Origin of the sequence: Streptomyces parvulus (genome assembly GCF_014648855.1) — a bacterium.
Taxonomy (GTDB): Bacteria; Actinomycetota; Actinomycetes; order Streptomycetales; family Streptomycetaceae; genus Streptomyces; species Streptomyces parvulus.
The window spans coordinates 256,169-272,744 of sequence record NZ_BMRX01000001.1 but is presented as its reverse complement, the minus strand read 5'-3'; the positions used below and the strand labels follow the sequence as shown (position 1 = coordinate 272,744).

Below are 16,576 nucleotides of genomic sequence, written 5' to 3'. Positions count from 1 at the left end.
CCGCCCGGCAGCACGACGAGGAGCCGGATCGCATGCACGTCGCACACCTCCTGCAGGACGCCTCCCTCGGCCTGCGCCCGCTCTGGTCCGAGGAGGCGCTGCTGCGGCGGGAGATCAGCGGCGTCACCGTCACCGACCTGGAGGACCCGGCCCGCTTCGTCCGGCCCGGCGAGGTCGTGCTCAGCGGCCTCGTGTGGTGGAGCGCGGACGGCGGCCCGGACCGGGCGGAACGCTTCGTCCGCGGGCTGCGGGACGCGGGCGCGGTCGCGCTGCTGGCCGGCGAGGAGACCCACGGATCGGTCCCCGGCGACCTCGTCGAGGCCTGCGCGCGCCATGCGATGCCGGTGGCGGGGGTGCCCGCCGACGTGATGTTCCGGGCCATCACCGACACCGTCTACCTGCGGCAGTGGGGCGACCTCAGCCGGCACCACGCCGGCCACGACGCGCTGCCCGAGCACGTGCGGCTGCTGCTGAACGGGCTCGTCGCGCGGGAGGCCGGCCCGGCGGAGATCCTCGCGGCGGCCTTTCCGCCCGACCCGCCCGCCGCCCACCTGCTGACCTCGGCGGGCCGGACCGTCGCGGCCACCCCCGGCGCGGGTCCGGCCCCCGTGCGGGTCCCGGCGGCCGGGAGCGACGGGGGCGTGACGGTCGCGGTGGACACGGACGCGGACGTCACGCCGTACGAACGCTGGTGGCTGCACCTGCCCGACGCCGGCGCCGCGCCCGCGCGCCTGCTGCACGAGATCACCGCGGTGCTGGGCCGCTGTCAGGAGGCGCTGGTCCGCCGCCGCCGGGCCGTCCGGCGGGCGGCCGACGGGCTGGGCGCGGCGCTCACCGGCGACGACGCGGGCGAGGTGGCCGCCGCGGCGCGGGCCTGCGGCCTGCCGGCCGAGGGGCCGTACCGGGTGGTGGCCGCCGACGCGGGCGCCCGCCGCGGTGACCTGGCGCTCGGAGCCCTGGCCGAGGCGGTCGGCCGCACCGGACCGGCGTGCGCGGCGGTGGGGCGCCTGCCCGGCGGTACGGCCTTCGCGGTGCTGCCCGAGGAGGCGGCCGCGGGCCTCGCGCCGGTCTGGCCCCCGGTGTGCGCCGCCGAGCCCGGCACCCTCGTGCACGCCGGGCTCTCCGCGCCGTCCGCGGGTGTGGCCGGCCTGCCCGGCGCCCTCGCCGAGGCGCGCTACGCCCTGGCCGCCGCCCGCACCACCGCTCCCGCGACCCCGGCCCTCGCCGACGCCACCGGCCTGACCAGCCTGGACGCCCTGCTCACCGGCGTACCCGCCGAGGTCCGCGCGGCCTTCAGCCGCTCCACCCTCGGCCCGCTGCTCGACCCGGCCGACGCCTCCGCCGCCGCGCTGCTGAACACCCTGGAGGTCTTCCTCGCCCACGACGGCTCCTGGGCCCGCACCGCCGAGGCCCTGCACCTGCACGTGAACACCGTCCACTACCGGATCCGGCGCATCGAGCACTTCACCGGCCGCGACCTCGCCCGCCTCAGCGACCGCCTCGACCTGTGGGCGGCCCTGCTGTGCCGTACGGAGCCGGACGGCGGGCGGCCGGTTCCGGCACCTCGACGTGCACGTCCGACGACGTCATCCGCGCGGTGACGGTGACCCCCACCGCGAGGCCCAGGTCCTCGACCGCCTCCCGGGTCACCAGCGACGCGATCCGGTGCGGGCCGGCCTGGACCTCCACCCGCGCCACCACGCCGTCGAGCCGCACCCCGGTGACGATCCCGGTGAGCGCGTTGCCGACCGGCACGGGCGCCGGGGAAGCCTCGTCGGGAGCCTCCCCGCCGGCCCGCTCCCGCACGAACCGCGCCAGCCCCGCCCCGTCGATCACCCGGTTCCCGGAGCCGTCCCGCCCCATCGGCAGCCGCCGGGCGTCGGCCCACCGGCGCACGGTCTCCGGACTCACCCTCAGCAGGCGCGCGGCCTGGCCAATGCTGTACGTCGGCACGCGAGAACCCTAGGCCGTGTCCGCGCGGCCCTCCCCCGGCCCACGGCCGGAAGGGGCCCGCCCCGGAGACGCCCGCCTCGCGCAGAGCAGCCGCCCCGGCCGCCCGCTCAGCCCCGGTCGATGTGGACGTTGGTCGACTTCACCCGGGCGGTGGCCTCCATGCCGACCTCCAGGCCCAGTTCCTCCACGGCCTCGCGCGTCAGCAGGGACACCAGCCGGTGCGGGCCGGCCTGGATCTCCACCTGCGCCGCCACGTCGCCGAGTTTGATCGCGGTCACGATCCCGGGGAACGCGTTGCGGACCGAGGTGTAGGACGCGTCCTCCTCGCCGCTGCCGCTCTGGGCCAGCTCCACGGAGAACGCCGCCAGATCCCTGCCGTCGATGAGCCGCCGGCCGCCCTCGTCGCGGTGGGTCGTCACCCGCCCCGCGTCCGCCCAGCGCCGGGCGGTGTCCGGGCTGACGCCGAGCAGCCGGGCCGCCTGGCCGATCGTGTATGCCTGCATGGGCGCCAAGATAGGCGAACCGCGGCGGCGCGCTGCACGGAGCCCGGCGTGCGCGCACCATGGGATCGGGGCCGCGCGCGGCGGCCCGCGACCCGGGAGGTGGCACGTGCCGGAGCTGCCCGACGTCGAGGGATTCCGGAGGGTCCTCGCCTCCTGTGCGACCGGCCGGGTGGTCCGGCGCGTCGAGGTGCGCGACGCCGGCGTCCTGCACGGCGTGAGCGCCCGCGGCCTCCGCGACGCGCTGGAGGGCCGGCGCTTCACCAGGGCCGAACGCCACGGCAAGTGGCTGCTCGCCCGCACCGGAGGCCCCACCGTGCTGCTGCACTTCGGCATGACCGGCATGCTGCTGTGCGGCCGCCCCGACGACCCCGCCGACCCGCACGACCGGGTGCTGTTCACCGTGTCCCGCGACCGCCGGCTCTGCTACCGCGACCAGCGCAAACTCCGCGGCCTCTGGCTGGCCCACGACGAGTCCGACGTGGGCCGGCTGCTGGCGGGCCAGGGCCCGGACGCGCTGACGGTGGACCGCGAGACCTTCGAGGAGGCGCTCGCCGGGCGGCGCGGCAGCGTCAAGACCGCGCTGACCGACCAGTCCGTCCTGGCCGGCCTCGGCAACCTCCTCGCCGACGAGATCCTGTGGCGTGCCCGGCTGCGCCCCACCCACCCCGCCGGCGACCTCACCGATGCCGAACTGCGCGTCCTCCACGCCGACATGCGCCGCACCCTGCACGGCGCCGTCCGCGCCCGCCGCGTACCGCCCCGCCCCTCCTGGCTCACCGGCCACCGCGACGCCCCGGATCCGGCCTGCCCCCGCTGCGGTACCCGCCTGCGCCGCACCCGCGTCGGCGGCCGCGGCACGGTGTGGTGCCCGCACTGCCAGCGGTGAGGCGGCGCGGCTAGGATCCGGGACATGGCCCTGCCCGTGAGCGACGTGGAACGGTTCGAGGCGTCCAGGCCCCGTCTGGAGGCCATCGCCTACCGCCTGCTCGGCTCGGCGAGCGAGGCCGAGGACGCCGTGCAGGAGACGTACCTGCGCTGGCAGGCCGCCGACGTCGCCCGCGTCGAGGTCCCCGAGGCCTGGCTGACCAAGGTGCTCACCAACCTCTGCCTCAACCAGCTCACCTCGGCCCGCGCCCGGCGGGAGACCTACGTCGGCCAGTGGCTGCCCGAGCCGCTGCTCGCCGGCGACCCCATGCTCGGCCCGGCCGACACCGCCGAACAGCGCGAGTCGGTCTCCTTCGCGGTGCTCACCCTGCTGGAGCGCCTGACGCCCGGGGAGCGGGCCGTCTACGTGCTGCGCGAGGCGTTCGGCTACCCGCACCGGGAGATCGCCGCGATCCTCGACCTCACCGAGGCCGCCAGCCAGCAGGTCTTCCACCGCGCCAAGAGGCACGTCGCCGAGGGCCGGACCCGCACCGAGGTGGACGGGGCCGCCGCCCGGCGCGTCGTGGAGGAGTTCCTCGCCGCGGCCACCAGCGGCCGCACCGAACCGCTGGTGCGCCTGCTCACCGCCGACGCGGTGTCGATCGGCGACGGCGGCGGGAAGGTCCCGGCGCGCACGAAGGCGTTCGAGGGCGCCCGCGCGGTGGCCACGTTCATGCGGGGCCTGTTCAAGCCCGGCAAGGCCAAGCGGGCGCTGGCCGGCGGCACCGTCGCGGTCCACGTGGACACCGCCAACGGCGACCCCGCGGTGGTGGCGGTCGTCGACGGCAGGGTCATCGGCGTCATGTGCCTGGAGGTCACCCCCGAGGGCATCGCCGGGTTCCGCAACCAGGTCAACCCCGACAAGCTCGAACGCGCCACCCGGCGCTGGGCCGCGGCCGACCACGGAGAACCCCTGTTCCACGCCTTCTGACCCGCCCTCCCCTTGTCATGAGACGTGGATGTGACGCGGATCACAACCTGCTCCTGTCAGGAAACCGCGGGCTGCCCGGTTCAAGGGGCGAACCCGCTGGAGGCCCCGCAATCCGGAGACCTCCGGCCACCGGAGAGGAGCAGGGAAATGCAGCACCGCATCGTCGTCCTGGGCGCCGGATACGCCGGAGCCGTCGCCGCCGGCCGCCTCGCCAAGCGGCTGCGCCGCGAGGACGTCTCCATCACCCTCGTCAACGCGGAGCCCGACTTCGTCGAGCGGGTCCGGATGCACCAGCTCGCGGTCGGCCAGGAACTCCGGCCCCGCCCGCTCGCCGCCATGTTCGCGGACACCGGGGTCGAAGTGCGCCTCGCGCGGGTCACCGCCGTGGACGTGGACCGCGGGACCGTCGCCGTCACCGACCCGAACGACCCGGGCCGGACCGGGGAGCTGGAGTACGACACCCTCGTCTACGCCCTCGGCAGCGCCTGGAACCCCCAGGACGTGCCCGGCGCCGCCGAGCACGCCCACGAGATCGCGGGACGCCCCGGGGCGCTGCGGCTGCGCGAGCGGCTGGCCGGCCTGGACGCCGGAGCGCCGGTGGTCGTGGTCGGCGGCGGGCTCACCGGCCTGGAGGCCGCGACCGAGATCGCCGAGGCCCGCCCGGACCTCGACGTGTCCCTCGCCGCGCGCGGCGGCCTCGGCGACTGGCTCTCGCCCAAGGGCGGCCGCCACCTGCGGAAGGTCTTCGACGCCCTCGGCATCACCGCGTACGAGAACGCGGCGGTCACCGCGGTCGCGCCGGACCACGTCGTCACCGCCGACGGCACCACCGTCCCGGCCGCGGTCACCGTGTGGACCACGGGCTTCGCCGTCCACCCCGTCGCCCGCGCCACCGCCCTCGACGTGACGGACACCGGCCGGATCGTCGTCGACGCCACCATGCGCTCGGTCTCCCACCCGAACGTCTACGCCGTCGGCGACGCGGCCCTGGTGGCCGGCCCCGGCGACAAGCCGCTGCGGATGTCGTGCGCCTCGGGCGTCCCCACCGCCTGGCAGGCCGCCGACTCCATCGCGGCCCGCCTGACCGGCGGGAAGCTGCCCAGCACACCGCTGCGCTACTTCAACCAGTGCGTCTCGCTGGGCCGCCGCGAAGGCCTGATCCAGTACGTCACCGCCGACGACCGGGCGGTGGGCGCGGCCCTGACCGGACGCTTCGCCGCCTTCTACAAGGAGGTCGTCTGCAAGGCCGCCGCCTGGGGCGTCGCCAACCCGACCCTCGGCGTCCCGGCCCGGCGCCGCGCCGTCACGTCACCGCAGACCCGTCCCGCGACGGTGTGACGGCACGTGTGTGACGGGGCGCGGGACCCCGGCCGCCCGCCCGGCCGGGGTCAACGCACCGGGAAACCGAACGAGTAGCCCTGCTCCGCCAGCCACGGAAGCACCCGGCGCAGGGCCTCGACGGTCTGCGAGCGGTCGCCGCCCGCGTCGTGGAAGAGGAGCGTCGGCCCGTTCGCCAGCTCCCGCTGCACCGTCTCGACGATGGCGTCCGTGCCGGGGCGTTCGAAGTCCTTGGTGTCCACGTTCCAGCCCAGCGGACGCATCCCGTGCGAGGCGGCGAGCTCGCGGCTGTAGGGGGTGAAGGCGCCACCGGGGGCGCGGTAGTACATCGGCCGCACGCCGCCCGACGCCTTGATGATCATCTTCTCGGCGTCGAGGATCTCCTTCGACTGGTACGCCTCGGACTTGCCGTCCATGCCCGTGTCGTGGGACACCGAGTGGTCGCAGAGCCGGTGCCCGGCCGCGACGACGTCCTTCACGAGGTCCGGGTGGGCCGCGGCCTGCGTCCCCGTCACGCAGAACGTGGCCTTCACCTCGTACTCCGCGAGCAGGTCGAGCACTTGGGGCGTCCAGGCCGGGTCGGGCCCGTCGTCGATGGTGATGTTCACGCCCCGCGGCCCCGCGTCCGAGGCGTGCGCGATGCTCGTGCCGACGGGCTTCACGGCACCGCCCGGCGCCGGTGACGCGGACGCCTTCGGGGGCGGACCGCCCACGGAGTCGGCCTGCGCGGTCCACACCGACGCCCCCACCGCGAGCATCGTCACCCCGAGCGCGGCCCCGACCACCTTGCCGTACCAGCCCCGCCCACCACTGTGCCGTGCCATGCCCGCCCCGCCTTCCCGCAGTCCGCCGACGAACCCCGGTCGCCCCGGGTCCACCTGGCATGACGAGGAAAGGCGGCCGGGGGATCCGTCCGTTACGGATCACGGACAATTCCGGAGGAGTTCGTGGACAAGGCCGCGACGTAAGGGTTTCGTCATCCGCCGCGTCACCCGGACGGGCCGCCGGGTCCGTTGAATGGACGCCATGCGGAACTCTCCCCGGGAGGCGGACGGTATGGGCCCTGGACGACGCGCGAGGATCCGGCCGTGGGCGGGCGGCGTGCTGGTGGCGGCGGTGGCCGTGGCGGGCCTCGGGCTGTACTGGTTCCAGCCCTGGAAGCTGTGGCAGGACGAGACCGTCCAGGAGGCGCTGCCCGGCACGGCCGACGCCGGCCGCGCCCGCGCCGCGGGACCGTCGTCCGCCGGGCCCTCGGCGTCGCCCGCCGCGCCGGTCACCCTGGCGAGCGGCGAGCTGATCGACCACGAGCACGCGACGTCCGGCACGGTGCGGCTGGTACGGCTGGCCGACGGCTCCCACGTGGTGCGGGTCGAGGACCTGGACACGAGCAACGGCCCCGATCTGCGCGTCCTGTTGAGCGACGCGCCGGTCCGGGAGGGGCGGGCCGGCTGGCACGTCTTCGACGACGGCGAGCACGTCGGCCTGGGCGGCCTCAAGGGCAACAGGGGCAGCCAGAACTACCCCGTCCCCGCCGACGTCGACCCGGCCCGCTACCGCAGCGTCAGCATCTGGTGCGACCGCTTCGACGTCTCCTTCGGTGCCGCCCGGCTCGACCCCGCCTGACCCGGCACGCCGCGTGCGGCGAAGTGACATGGCCCACACAGAAAGTGCGGCCTACGGACGCAACTGTGCAGGAACGTACCGTTTGTTCGTACGACGTGCGGCCTTTTCCGGCATGGGCGCGGGAAAGCCCCTGGGACCCCGGTCGTCCAGGTCATACGATCACCGGAGCGCCGCACCGCGTGACCACCCCGCGAGCGCGGCGCCCCTCGCACTTTCCGCCTCCCGACCAGGGGTTCATGTGAAGATTCGCCGTGCTCTCGCGACCGCCGTCGCCGCCGCCGTGACCGCGCCGGTCGTCCTCCTGTCGTCGGCCCCGGCCTTCGCCGAAGAGAAGCCCGCCGCGCAGACGCAGCAGGCGAAGCCGACGATCAAGGAGCTGAGGAAGGCCGTCAAGCGCGCGCAGAAGGAGTACGACGCCGCCGTCGCCGCGGTGGAGGACGCCATCCAGTTCCTGGAGGAGGGGCTGGAGGAGGAGACCTACCCGACCAAGGCCGCGCTCCTGGAGGCGAAGAAGGCCGCCGAGGCCGCCGGCAAGGCCAAGGCCGAGGCCGACCAGGCCGTCGTGGACGCGCAGGCCGAGCTGGACGCCGCCACCACCGACGAGGCCAAGGCGGCGGCGCAGCAGAAGCTGGACGAGGCCACGAAGGCCGCCGGGGAGGCCGCGACGGCCAAGACGGCCGCCGACACCAAGGCCACCGAGGCGCAGACGGCCCACGACGACGCCCGCGTCGACCAGACCCGCAAGATCGGCCTCCTCCAGAAGGCGCGGGACGAGGCGGAGACCAAGCTGGAGGACGCCAAGAAGGCGCTCGCGGCCGCCGAGGCCGAAGAGGCCGAAGAGGGCGGCGAGGGTGAGGAGGGCGGCGAGGGCGAGGAGCCGGACGGCGAGTGCGTCCCCGTGCCCGAACTCACCGCCGTGGTCCACGGTCTGCCGGACGAGGTCGTCGGCGGCACCACGGAGGACTTCACGCTCCGCGTCACCAACGGCACCGGCGAGACGATGGACGAGGTGTACCCGTTCGCCACCGTCCACGGCTTCGACACCAAGGGCTTCGAGGAGCTGGACTCCTACCTCGACCTGGAGTGGTCCACCGCCGCCAGCCCGAAGTGGCGCGACGCCGAGCTGCTGGGCGGCACGTCCCTCGGCTCCCTCAAGGCGAACACCTCGGTCGACGTCAAGCTCCGCCTCAAGGTCGACGCGGACGTCCCGGCCGGACAGGGCTCGGTCTACACCACGGCCGACTTCCTCAACGACGACGACTCCTGCGGCGGGTTCCCGGACCTGACCGACCACGTCTTCCAGATCCTGCCCAAGGGCGCGGACGACGGCGGGGACCCGGCCAAGCCGGACGACGCCAAGGGCAAGCCGGGCACCCCCAACAGCCCCTCCGGCCAGGGCGGCACCTCCACCACGCCGGTGAACACGACGTCCACCACCGGCTCGCTGGCCCAGACCGGTTCGAGCGACGCCCTGCCGAAGATCGCCCTGGCGGCCGGCGCGGCCCTCGTCCTCGGCGCCGGCGCGGTGGTCGTCACCCGCCGCCGCAAGGCGGACGCCGACGCCTGACCGGCACCGACGGCACACGACCGGGCCCGGTTCCCCCCTCGGGGGAGCCGGGCCCGGCCCGTCGGGCGGCCCGGCGACCGGGTCAGCCCTCGTCCTCCGCCTCGTCCTCCTCGTCCCCCTCGAAGAAGTCCCCCACCTCGTCCACCACCTCCGCGGCGACCATGCCGCCGGCGACGCCGACCGCGAGTCCGGCCGCACCCGCCGCGACCGCCGTTCCCATCCCGGGACCGGAGCGGTGGTGGCCCTCGTGGTGGTGCCCGCCGTGCGCGTGGTCGCCGTACGGCGCGTGCCCGTAAGCCTCGTGCCCGTGCGCCTCGTGGCCGTGAGTCTCGTGCCCGTGCGCGGTCCGGGACTCCAGCAGTTGGCGGATCCAGTCCTCGACGGTGGCGTTCCAGTCGCGCTCCTCGTCGTGGCCCACGGAGAAGCGCGTGAGCGCGTCGTGGCCCGGGGAGAAGAGGCCGCCGCGCTTGTCCGCCTCCAGGACCACCTCCATTCCGCCGGGGCCCGCCAGGAAGGTCAGCTCGATCTCGTCGGCCAGGTGCGCGTACCGCGGGGGCGGGGTGAGTTCGATCTCCTGGTAGAAGGGCAGTCGCTGCCCCGTGCCGCCGATGTGCCCGTACTCCAGGTCGGCCGAGCGGAAGCCGAAACCGAGCTGCCCCAGGGCCTCCAGGACGGCCTCCTGGGCGGGCAGGGGCGAGACGGTGAGCGGGTCGAGGTCGCCCGCGTCCCTGGCCCCGGCCACCGCGAGCTCGGTGCGCACCCCGAGCACGATCCCCAGGGCCTGGCCGTGCAGTTCGGTGACCGGGGTCTCCCAGGGCAGCGCGACGCCGAAGGTCACGTCGCGCTCCTCCTCCGCCGCGAGCCGGAAGCCGCCGCCGACGGTGACCCGTTCGAAGACGACGACGCCCTCGCTCTCCCCGTCCTCGTGCTCCGCCTCGACCCCGGCGACCAGTTCCAGCGTGATGCGGCTGACGTCGAAGTCGGCCTGGCCGCCCCTGAGCCGGACCTGGCCGGTGAGCGTGGAGCCCGGCCGGACGGGGCCCGGGTCGAGCACCGTGTCGACCGTGGGCGCGCCCACGCCCAGTGAACCGAGAAGCCGCTTGAACACCATCGTGGCGTCCACTCCTTATGCGTGCCGTCGTACGTGTCCCCGTGCGTGCCGTCGTGCGTGCCGACGCGTGTACCGGGGACCCGGACCTGTTTCTACAAGCGAGTAGAAGCATAGAGTTGCCCCGGCGGGCCGGGAGCGCACTCCGGGCCCGCCTCGCCGGAAAGGCCGAAACGCGCCCCCGACCCGCCCGGCGGCTCCGGCGCGGAGAGCGGCCGGCCACCCGCTCCCGGTCACTATCGTTTGCCGCCTGCACGCACAGATGAGGAGTCGCCCCTTGTCCGCCACCCCGACGGACCCGGCGGGACACGGCCCCCGGCCGTCCCGCCCGGCACTTCCCGAGCACGGCACGCGGCGGGGCGGTGCCCGATGAGCGCCGTCGAGGCCTGGCTGGGCGTGCTCGCGGTGTTCGTACTCACCGCCGGCACCGGCTACTTCGTCGCCCAGGAGTTCGCGTACGTCTCCGCCGACCGGCTCGCCCTCGCCCGCGAGGCCGACGCGGGGGACCGGCGGGCGGCCCGCGCCCTGAAGGTGCTGGGGCGGCTGTCGTTCATGCTGTCCGGCGCGCAGCTCGGCATCACCGTGACCGGACTGGTCGTCGGTTTCATCGCCGAGCCGTCCGTCTCCGCGCTGCTGCGGCCGGTGCTGTCCGGTGCCGGCGTCCCCGGCGGCGCGGTCACCGGCATCTCCGTCGTGCTCGCCTTCGTGCTGGCCACGGTCGTGCAGATGGTGCTGGGCGAGCTGGCACCGAAGAACCTCGCCATCGCCGTACCGGAACGGCTCGCGAAGTCGCTGGCGTCCTCCACGCTCGCCTACCTGAAGGTGGCCGGGCCGGTGGTCCGGGTCTTCGACGGCGCCGCGAACAGGCTGCTGCGCGCGATCGGCATCGAGCCGGTCGAGGAACTGCACCACGGCGCCACCCTGGAGGAGCTGGGCCACCTGATCGGCGAGTCCCACGAACAGGGGCAGCTGCCGCGCGGCACCGCCGAACTGATCGACCACGCCCTGGAGTTCTCCGAGCGGACGCTGTTCGAGGTGATGGTGCCCCGGGTGGACGCGGTCTTCGTCCGCGAGGACGCCACCGCCGCCGAGGCCGTCGACCTCGTCGCCCGGCACGGCCACTCCAACTACCCGGTGCTCGGCGACCACCCGGACGACGTCCCCGGAGTCCTCGGCGTACGGGAGCTGATGGGCCTCGCGGCCGACCGGCTCGCCACCGTCACGGTCGGCGCGGTGGCCCGCGGACCGCTGCTGCTGCCGGGCACCCTGCCGCTGCCGGACGCGGTGGAGCGGATGCGGGAGCGGGACGACGAGTTCGGCGTCGTCCTCGACGAACACGGCGGCGTGGCGGGCGTCGTCACCTACGAGGACATCGCCGAGGAGCTGGTGGGCGACATCGCCGACGAGTCGGACCGGGTCACCGAGGTCGCGGTCGCGGACGGCGCCGGCTGGCTGGTGGACGCCGGGCGGCGGCTGGACGAGGTCGCCGGGGTCACCGGGATCGAGCTGCCCGAGGACGAGGACTACGACACGGTGGCCGGCCTGGTCGTGGACCGGCTCGGGCGCTTCCCGGCCATCGGCGACCACCTCACCCTGCCGCTGCCCGACGGCGGCGGCGTGCGGATCGACGTACACACCCTCGACCGCCACGTACCGGAACGGGTCCGGATCGAGCGGACGGCGCCTTCTGAGCCCCCGGAGGAGCAGGCATGAGTTTCCCGACGGCCGTCTTCGTCACCGTCCTCCTGCTCGTCGGCAGCGGCTTCTTCGTCGCCGCCGAGTTCGCGCTGGTCGCCGCCAAACGGCACCGCGTCGAGAAGGCCGTCGCCGACGGGCGGCGCGGCGCCGGGGCGGCACTGGCCGGCATGCGCGAGCTGTCCCTGATGCTGGCCGGCGCCCAACTCGGCATCACGGTCTGCACGCTGGGCCTGGGCTCGGTCTCCAAGCCCGCGATCTCGCACGAACTCGACCCCCTCCTGCACGACCTGGGCCTGCCCGCGGCGCTCAGCTACGCCGTCGCGTTCGCCGTGGCGATGATCGTGGTCGTCTTCCTGCACATGGTGCTCGGCGAGATGGCCCCCAAGTCCTGGGCCATCGCCCATCCCGAGCGCTCCGCCATGCTCCTCGCCCCGCCCTTCCGGGGCGTCGTGAAGGCGGTGCGCCCCCTCATCCGGGTCCTCAACGTGCTCAGCAACGCCCTGGTCCGGCTCTCCCGGGTGACCCCGCGCGACGAACTGGCATCCGTCCACAACCGCGAGCAGCTCACCCACCTCGTGGCGGAGTCCGAACGGCTCGGCCTGATCAGCGGGACCGACTCCGGCCTGCTGACCCGCTCCCTGACCGAGCCGGAGACGCCGGTGCGCGACCTGTGCGTCCCGGTCGCCGCCATCACCGCCGTCGACGCGGACGCCGACGCGGAACGGATCCTGGCCGTGGCCGCCGCGGCCGACCGCACCCGGCTGCTGGTCCGCGAGGGCGCCGGCGTACTCGGCTCGCTGCACGCCCGCGACGTCCTGGTGGCCCGGGCCCGCTCCCGTCCCGCCACCGCCCGCGCCCTGGCCCGCCCCGTGCCCGAGCTGGCCGAGCACACCACGGTGGCCGAGGCGATCGAGGTCCTGCGCCGCCGCCGCTCCACCCTGGCGGTGGTCCGCGACGGCGCCGGCACGCTCACGGGCATGGTGACCCTGGACGACCTGCTGGCCCGCTACCTGCAACCGCGGGCGGCCTGACCCGAGCGGCCCGACCGGGCGGAGACCGCGTGGTAGCGTCCGTATACAAGGTGTATGCGAGAGCTGGGGGCTGCCGTGACGTCCGGTCGGGAGAAGGCGTACGCGTATCTCAAGGAGACGGTGCTCACGGATCCCGGGATGCAGGGCACCTTCCTGTCGGAGCAGGAGCTGGCCGACCGGATCGGCGTCTCCCGCACGCCCATCCGCGAGGCGCTGCTGCAGCTCGCGGCCGAGGACCTGGTCGAGCTGGTGCCGAAGCGGGGCGCCCGGGTGTCGCCGCTGACCGGGCGGGAGATCCGCGAGCTGATGGAGTTGCGCGGCATCGTCGAGCGGTACGCCGCCCAGGAGCTGGTCGCGGGCGGGGGAGCACCGGTGGCGGAGCTGCGGTCCCTGCTGGAGCGGCAGCGCGGGCTGACCGGCGCCGACCAGGCCCGGGAGTTCATCGCCGTCGACCACCGCTTCCACGCGGCCCTGGTCTCGGCCGTCGGCAACGCCCTCCTCGACCGGCACTACGAGGGCCTGCGCAGCCGCCAGGTCCGGGCGGGTGTCGCCGCCCTGTTCAGCGTGCAGGGCCGCCAGGAGGCGGTGCTGGAGGAGCACGAGGCCATCCTGGACGCCCTGGCCGCCGGCGACGCCCGGGCGGCGTGGGCAGCCATCGACCACCACCTGGAGTCGACGCTCAAGGTCCTGCTGGCGGGCTAGGCACTCACCCAAGAGCCCCCGACGAGCCCTGGCGACCACCAGCGACCGCCGTCGGGCGGCCCGCCCGTGGAACCCCTCACCCCCTACCCCCACACCTCCGGCCGCCGGTTCGCCAGTACGGAGATCCGCCGCCGCACCTCGTCGACCTCGTCGACGCCGAGGTCGGCGAGGAGCAGGCCGGGCTCCGCGCCCAGCGCGTGCCGCACGGTCCCGTCGGGTCCGGCGACGAGGCTGTGCCCGATGCCCGTCGGGGCGGAACCGGGGCCCGCGCCGGTGCCGGGGTCGGCCTGGCCCACGGCGGCGAGCCACACCGTGGCGTCCAGCGCACGGGCCCGCGCCAGCAGCTCCCACTGCTCGGCCTTGCCCGGCCCCGCGCCCCACGACGCCGCCAGCAGCACGGCCGCGGCACCGGCGTCGGCGTGCGCCCGGAACAGCTCGGGGAAGCGGATGTCGTAGCAGGTGGCCAGCCCCATCCGTACGCCGTCCACGTCGATGAGCACCGGGCCCCGGCCCGCGGCGACGGTGTCGGACTCGCGGAAGCCGAAGGCGTCGTAGAGGTGGATCTTGTCGTACGACGCCTCGACCCCGGGCCCGGTGGCGATCAGGGTGTTGGCCACCCGGCCCCCGTCGGCCGGGGTGAACATGCCGGCCACGACGACCGTGCCGGTCTCCCGGGCGAGGCGCCGCACGCCGTCGGCCCAGGGGCCGTCCAGCGGCTCGGCGAGCGGGGCGAGCGGGGTGCCGAAGCAGGCCATCGACGCCTCCGGGAAGACGACGACGCGGGCGCCGGCATCCGCCGCCCGCCGGGTCCACTCCTCGACGAGCAGCAGGTTCTTCGCCGGATCGGGGCCGGTGGTGAGCTGGCACAGGGCGATGCGCACGGTGTGATCCTCCTCGGATGCGGATGGCGCTCGGATGCGGGTGGCGCTCGGATACGGGTGGCGCTCAGACGCGGGTGGCGCCGGCGGTCCGCGGCGCCTTCGGTGCGGCGGCCAGGGCGGCGTCCTCGTCCAGCGCCGCGTCGGGATCGCGTCCGAGCCAGACGCCGACGAGGGAGACGGCCGAGGCGAGGGCGATGTACCCGGCCAGCGGCGCCCAGGTGCCGTACGCGCTCAGCAGGCTGGTGAACAGCAGCGGTGCGACGGCGCCGCCGATGATCCCGGCCAGGGTGTAGGCGAGGGACGAGCCGGTCGAGCGCAGGTGCGGTGCGAACTGCTCGGTGATGAACGCGGCCTGCGGACCGTACAGCAGGCAGTGGATCACCAGCGCGACGACGACCCCCGCGGCCAGCGGCAGCCAGGTGCCGCCGCCGGCCATCGGGAAGAACACGAACGGCCACACACCGGCCGCCACCGAGGCACCCCCGTACAGCAGACGCCGGTTGACCCGGTCGGAGAGGGCGCCGGCCAGCGGCATCAGGAAGACCTGGATCGAGGAGCCGATGAGCACGGCCGCGAGGGCGGAGCCGCGTGACATGCCCAGTTCCTCGGTGGCGTAGGTGAGGACGAAGACGGTGAACATGGCGTACAGCACGTCGGGGCCGACGCGGCACAGGATCGCGGCGAGCAGGGCGCGCGGCTGGGTGGTGAACACCTCGCGCACCGGCGCCTGGGGCCGTGACCGCTCGGCCTCCATCGCCTTGAACACCGGGGTCTCCTCCAGCTTCGCCCGGATCCACAGCCCGAACCCGACCAGCACGCCGGAGAACAGGAACGCCACGCGCCAGCCCCACGACTCGAACTGCGCCTCGGTCAGCGTCGCGCCGAGGGCCGCCAGCACGCCGTTGGCCAGCAGGTTCCCGGCGGGCGGCCCGACCTGGGCGGCGGAGGCGTAGAAGCCGCGGCGGCGCGGATCCCCGAACTCGCTGGACAGCAGCACGGCCCCGCCCCACTCGCCGCCGACCCCGACACCCTGCGCGAAGCGCAGCACGACCAGGGCGATGGGCGCGGCCACGCCGGCCGTCGAGTACGCGGGCAGCACGCCGATCAGGAAGGTTGCCGCGCCGATCAGTACCAGCGTGGCGATCAGCACCTTCTTGCGGCCGATCACGTCACCGAGCCGGCCGAAGACGAACCCGCCCAGCGGGCGGGACACGTAACCGACGGCGTAGGTGGAGAACGCCAGGAGCGTGCCGGTGAGCGGGTCCTCCGAGGGGAAGAACAGGTCGCCGAAGACCAGGGCGGCCGCGGCGGAGTAGACGGCGAAGTCGTACCACTCCAGCGCCGTGCCGGTCAGGCTCGCGACGAAGGCGCGGCGCACGCCGGAGCGCCGCCGGGGCGCGTCCGGGCCGTCCTTCCTGGCGTCCTCCGGGTTCGTGGCGTCCTCGGGGGCGTCCTTGGGGGTGTCGGACATGGTTCCCATCCTTGCTCGGGGACGTCGGGAGACATCGACCTTCCGGCATACTTCTTGTATACAGGTCGTATGCGCAACCCCCTGCGCGAGAACTTCCCCGCCGGCCGGGTCCGCGGACCCGGCCTCGGCGGACCCGACCTCAAGGGAGTGCCCCCATGGCCGTGCTGACCTTCGAACTGCCCGACGGATCGACGCGCGAGGTCGACGTCGTCCAGGTCCTCAACGCCGGGTACGCCGGACGGAGCCAGGAGGACGTCGCCGCGCACGTCGCGGAACTGGCCGAGCTGGGCGTGCCCGGCCCGGCCGTGACGCCCGCCCTCTACCCCGTCTCCCCCTACCTCGCCCAGCAGACCGACCGGGTCCAGGCCCAGCACGGGCGCACCTCGGGCGAGGCGGAGTGGGCGCTGGTCGTGGCGGACGACGGCGAGCTGCTGCTCACCGCCGCCTGCGACCACACCGACCGCGACCTGGAGGTGCACGGCGTGGCCTGGAGCAAGAACGCCGGCCCCGACGTCCTGGCCCGACGCGCCTGGCGCCTGGCCGACGTGGAGTCCCGCCTCGACGACCTCACCCTGCGGGCCTGGGTCACCCACGGCGGCACGCCGACGCTGATCCAGCAGGGCACCCTGGCCGAACTCCTCGACCCCGCCTACTGGATCGACGTCCTGCGCTCCCGCGGCGACCTGACGCCCGGCACCGTCCTGATCTCCGGCACCATCCCCATGGCCCCCGGCGTCGACCAGTTCGCCGACGGCTGGAGCGTGGAGCTGGCCGACCCCGCCACCGGGGACGCGATCAGCCTCCGGTACGACGTCCGGCCCATGCCGGCCCCGATCGGCTGAGGGC

General features: G+C 74.9%; 16 protein-coding genes. 10 read left to right on the top strand and 6 right to left on the bottom strand.

All coding sequences use genetic code 11. The annotated features are described in order from the left end of the window. The first annotated feature begins 32 nt into the window (after window positions 1-32). Window positions 33-1,601 carry a PucR family transcriptional regulator gene (locus IE108_RS01290; RefSeq protein ID WP_064728935.1) on the top strand — a complete coding sequence of 523 codons (1,569 nt, stop codon included), beginning with the start codon at window positions 33-35 and terminating at the stop codon, window positions 1,599-1,601. On the opposite strand, the gene IE108_RS01285 is transcribed toward IE108_RS01290, so the two are convergent. Both IE108_RS01285 and IE108_RS01280 read right to left on the bottom strand, forming a co-directional pair. After that, on the bottom strand, window positions 1,489-1,953 hold the full coding sequence (locus IE108_RS01285) for a TOBE domain-containing protein (protein WP_079163592.1): 465 nt from the start codon (window positions 1,951-1,953) through the stop codon (window positions 1,489-1,491). The genes IE108_RS01290 and IE108_RS01285 overlap by 113 nt on opposite strands. A gap of 107 nt (window positions 1,954-2,060) precedes the next feature. Further along, a complete protein-coding gene (locus IE108_RS01280) occupies window positions 2,061-2,456 on the bottom strand; it encodes a TOBE domain-containing protein (protein ID WP_064728937.1) in 396 nt (131 codons plus the stop codon). A gap of 106 nt (window positions 2,457-2,562) precedes the next feature. Between IE108_RS01280 and IE108_RS01275 the strand changes: the two genes are divergently transcribed. The 3 genes from IE108_RS01275 to IE108_RS01265 all read left to right on the top strand — a co-directional run bounded on the left by IE108_RS01275 (window position 2,563) and on the right by IE108_RS01265 (window position 5,649). After that, complete coding sequence (locus tag IE108_RS01275) at window positions 2,563-3,342, top strand: Fpg/Nei family DNA glycosylase (RefSeq protein ID WP_064728938.1); 780 nt, start codon at window positions 2,563-2,565, stop codon at window positions 3,340-3,342. Between the two features lie 24 nt (window positions 3,343-3,366). Continuing rightward, a complete protein-coding gene (gene sigJ / locus IE108_RS01270; RefSeq protein ID WP_064728939.1) occupies window positions 3,367-4,311 on the top strand; it encodes an RNA polymerase sigma factor SigJ in 945 nt (314 codons plus the stop codon). Between the two features lie 147 nt (window positions 4,312-4,458). Beyond that, window positions 4,459-5,649 carry an NAD(P)/FAD-dependent oxidoreductase gene (locus IE108_RS01265; RefSeq protein WP_064728940.1) on the top strand — a complete coding sequence of 397 codons (1,191 nt, stop codon included), beginning with the start codon at window positions 4,459-4,461 and terminating at the stop codon, window positions 5,647-5,649. A gap of 50 nt (window positions 5,650-5,699) precedes the next feature. Here the strand turns inward: IE108_RS01265 and IE108_RS01260 are convergent, their stop codons facing one another. Continuing rightward, on the bottom strand, window positions 5,700-6,473 hold the full coding sequence (locus IE108_RS01260; RefSeq protein WP_064728941.1) for a polysaccharide deacetylase family protein: 774 nt from the start codon (window positions 6,471-6,473) through the stop codon (window positions 5,700-5,702). Window positions 6,474-6,705: 232 nt separating this feature from the next. Between IE108_RS01260 and IE108_RS01255 the strand changes: the two genes are divergently transcribed. Both IE108_RS01255 and IE108_RS01250 read left to right on the top strand, forming a co-directional pair. Beyond that, the gene (locus IE108_RS01255; protein WP_064728942.1) at window positions 6,706-7,272 is read left to right on the top strand and encodes a DM13 domain-containing protein; all 567 of its coding nucleotides are present in this window, start codon (window positions 6,706-6,708) and stop codon (window positions 7,270-7,272) included. 238 nt (window positions 7,273-7,510) lie between these two features. Then, a complete protein-coding gene (locus IE108_RS01250; protein WP_064728943.1) occupies window positions 7,511-8,839 on the top strand; it encodes a hypothetical protein in 1,329 nt (442 codons plus the stop codon). Window positions 8,840-8,921: 82 nt separating this feature from the next. On the opposite strand, the gene IE108_RS01245 is transcribed toward IE108_RS01250, so the two are convergent. Then, the gene (locus IE108_RS01245) at window positions 8,922-9,950 is read right to left on the bottom strand and encodes a sporulation protein (protein WP_064728944.1); all 1,029 of its coding nucleotides are present in this window, start codon (window positions 9,948-9,950) and stop codon (window positions 8,922-8,924) included. A 366-nt stretch (window positions 9,951-10,316) separates the two neighbouring features. On the opposite strand from IE108_RS01245, the gene IE108_RS01240 reads away from it, so the two are divergent. From IE108_RS01240 to IE108_RS01230, 3 genes are read left to right on the top strand one after another with little or no spacing between them, the layout of a single operon-like run. Then, a complete protein-coding gene (locus IE108_RS01240; RefSeq protein ID WP_064728945.1) occupies window positions 10,317-11,660 on the top strand; it encodes a hemolysin family protein in 1,344 nt (447 codons plus the stop codon). Continuing rightward, the gene (locus IE108_RS01235) at window positions 11,657-12,676 is read left to right on the top strand and encodes a hemolysin family protein (protein ID WP_064728946.1); all 1,020 of its coding nucleotides are present in this window, start codon (window positions 11,657-11,659) and stop codon (window positions 12,674-12,676) included. Before IE108_RS01240 ends, IE108_RS01235 begins: the two co-directional genes overlap by 4 nt. A gap of 54 nt (window positions 12,677-12,730) precedes the next feature. Next, window positions 12,731-13,378: a GntR family transcriptional regulator gene (locus IE108_RS01230; protein WP_226484186.1), complete on the top strand. Its 648-nt coding sequence runs from the start codon at window positions 12,731-12,733 to the stop codon at window positions 13,376-13,378. Window positions 13,379-13,461: 83 nt separating this feature from the next. Here IE108_RS01230 and IE108_RS01225 read toward each other — a convergent pair whose 3' ends face one another. Together IE108_RS01225 and IE108_RS01220 are read right to left on the bottom strand one after the other, a co-directional pair. Next, window positions 13,462-14,259 carry a carbon-nitrogen hydrolase family protein gene (locus tag IE108_RS01225; RefSeq protein ID WP_064728948.1) on the bottom strand — a complete coding sequence of 266 codons (798 nt, stop codon included), beginning with the start codon at window positions 14,257-14,259 and terminating at the stop codon, window positions 13,462-13,464. Window positions 14,260-14,323: 64 nt separating this feature from the next. Further along, a complete protein-coding gene (locus IE108_RS01220) occupies window positions 14,324-15,730 on the bottom strand; it encodes an MFS transporter (protein WP_229851541.1) in 1,407 nt (468 codons plus the stop codon). 155 nt (window positions 15,731-15,885) lie between these two features. Between IE108_RS01220 and IE108_RS01215 the strand changes: the two genes are divergently transcribed. Further along, window positions 15,886-16,572 carry a DUF2848 domain-containing protein gene (locus tag IE108_RS01215; RefSeq protein WP_064728949.1) on the top strand — a complete coding sequence of 229 codons (687 nt, stop codon included), beginning with the start codon at window positions 15,886-15,888 and terminating at the stop codon, window positions 16,570-16,572. Window positions 16,573-16,576: the final 4 nt, after the last annotated feature.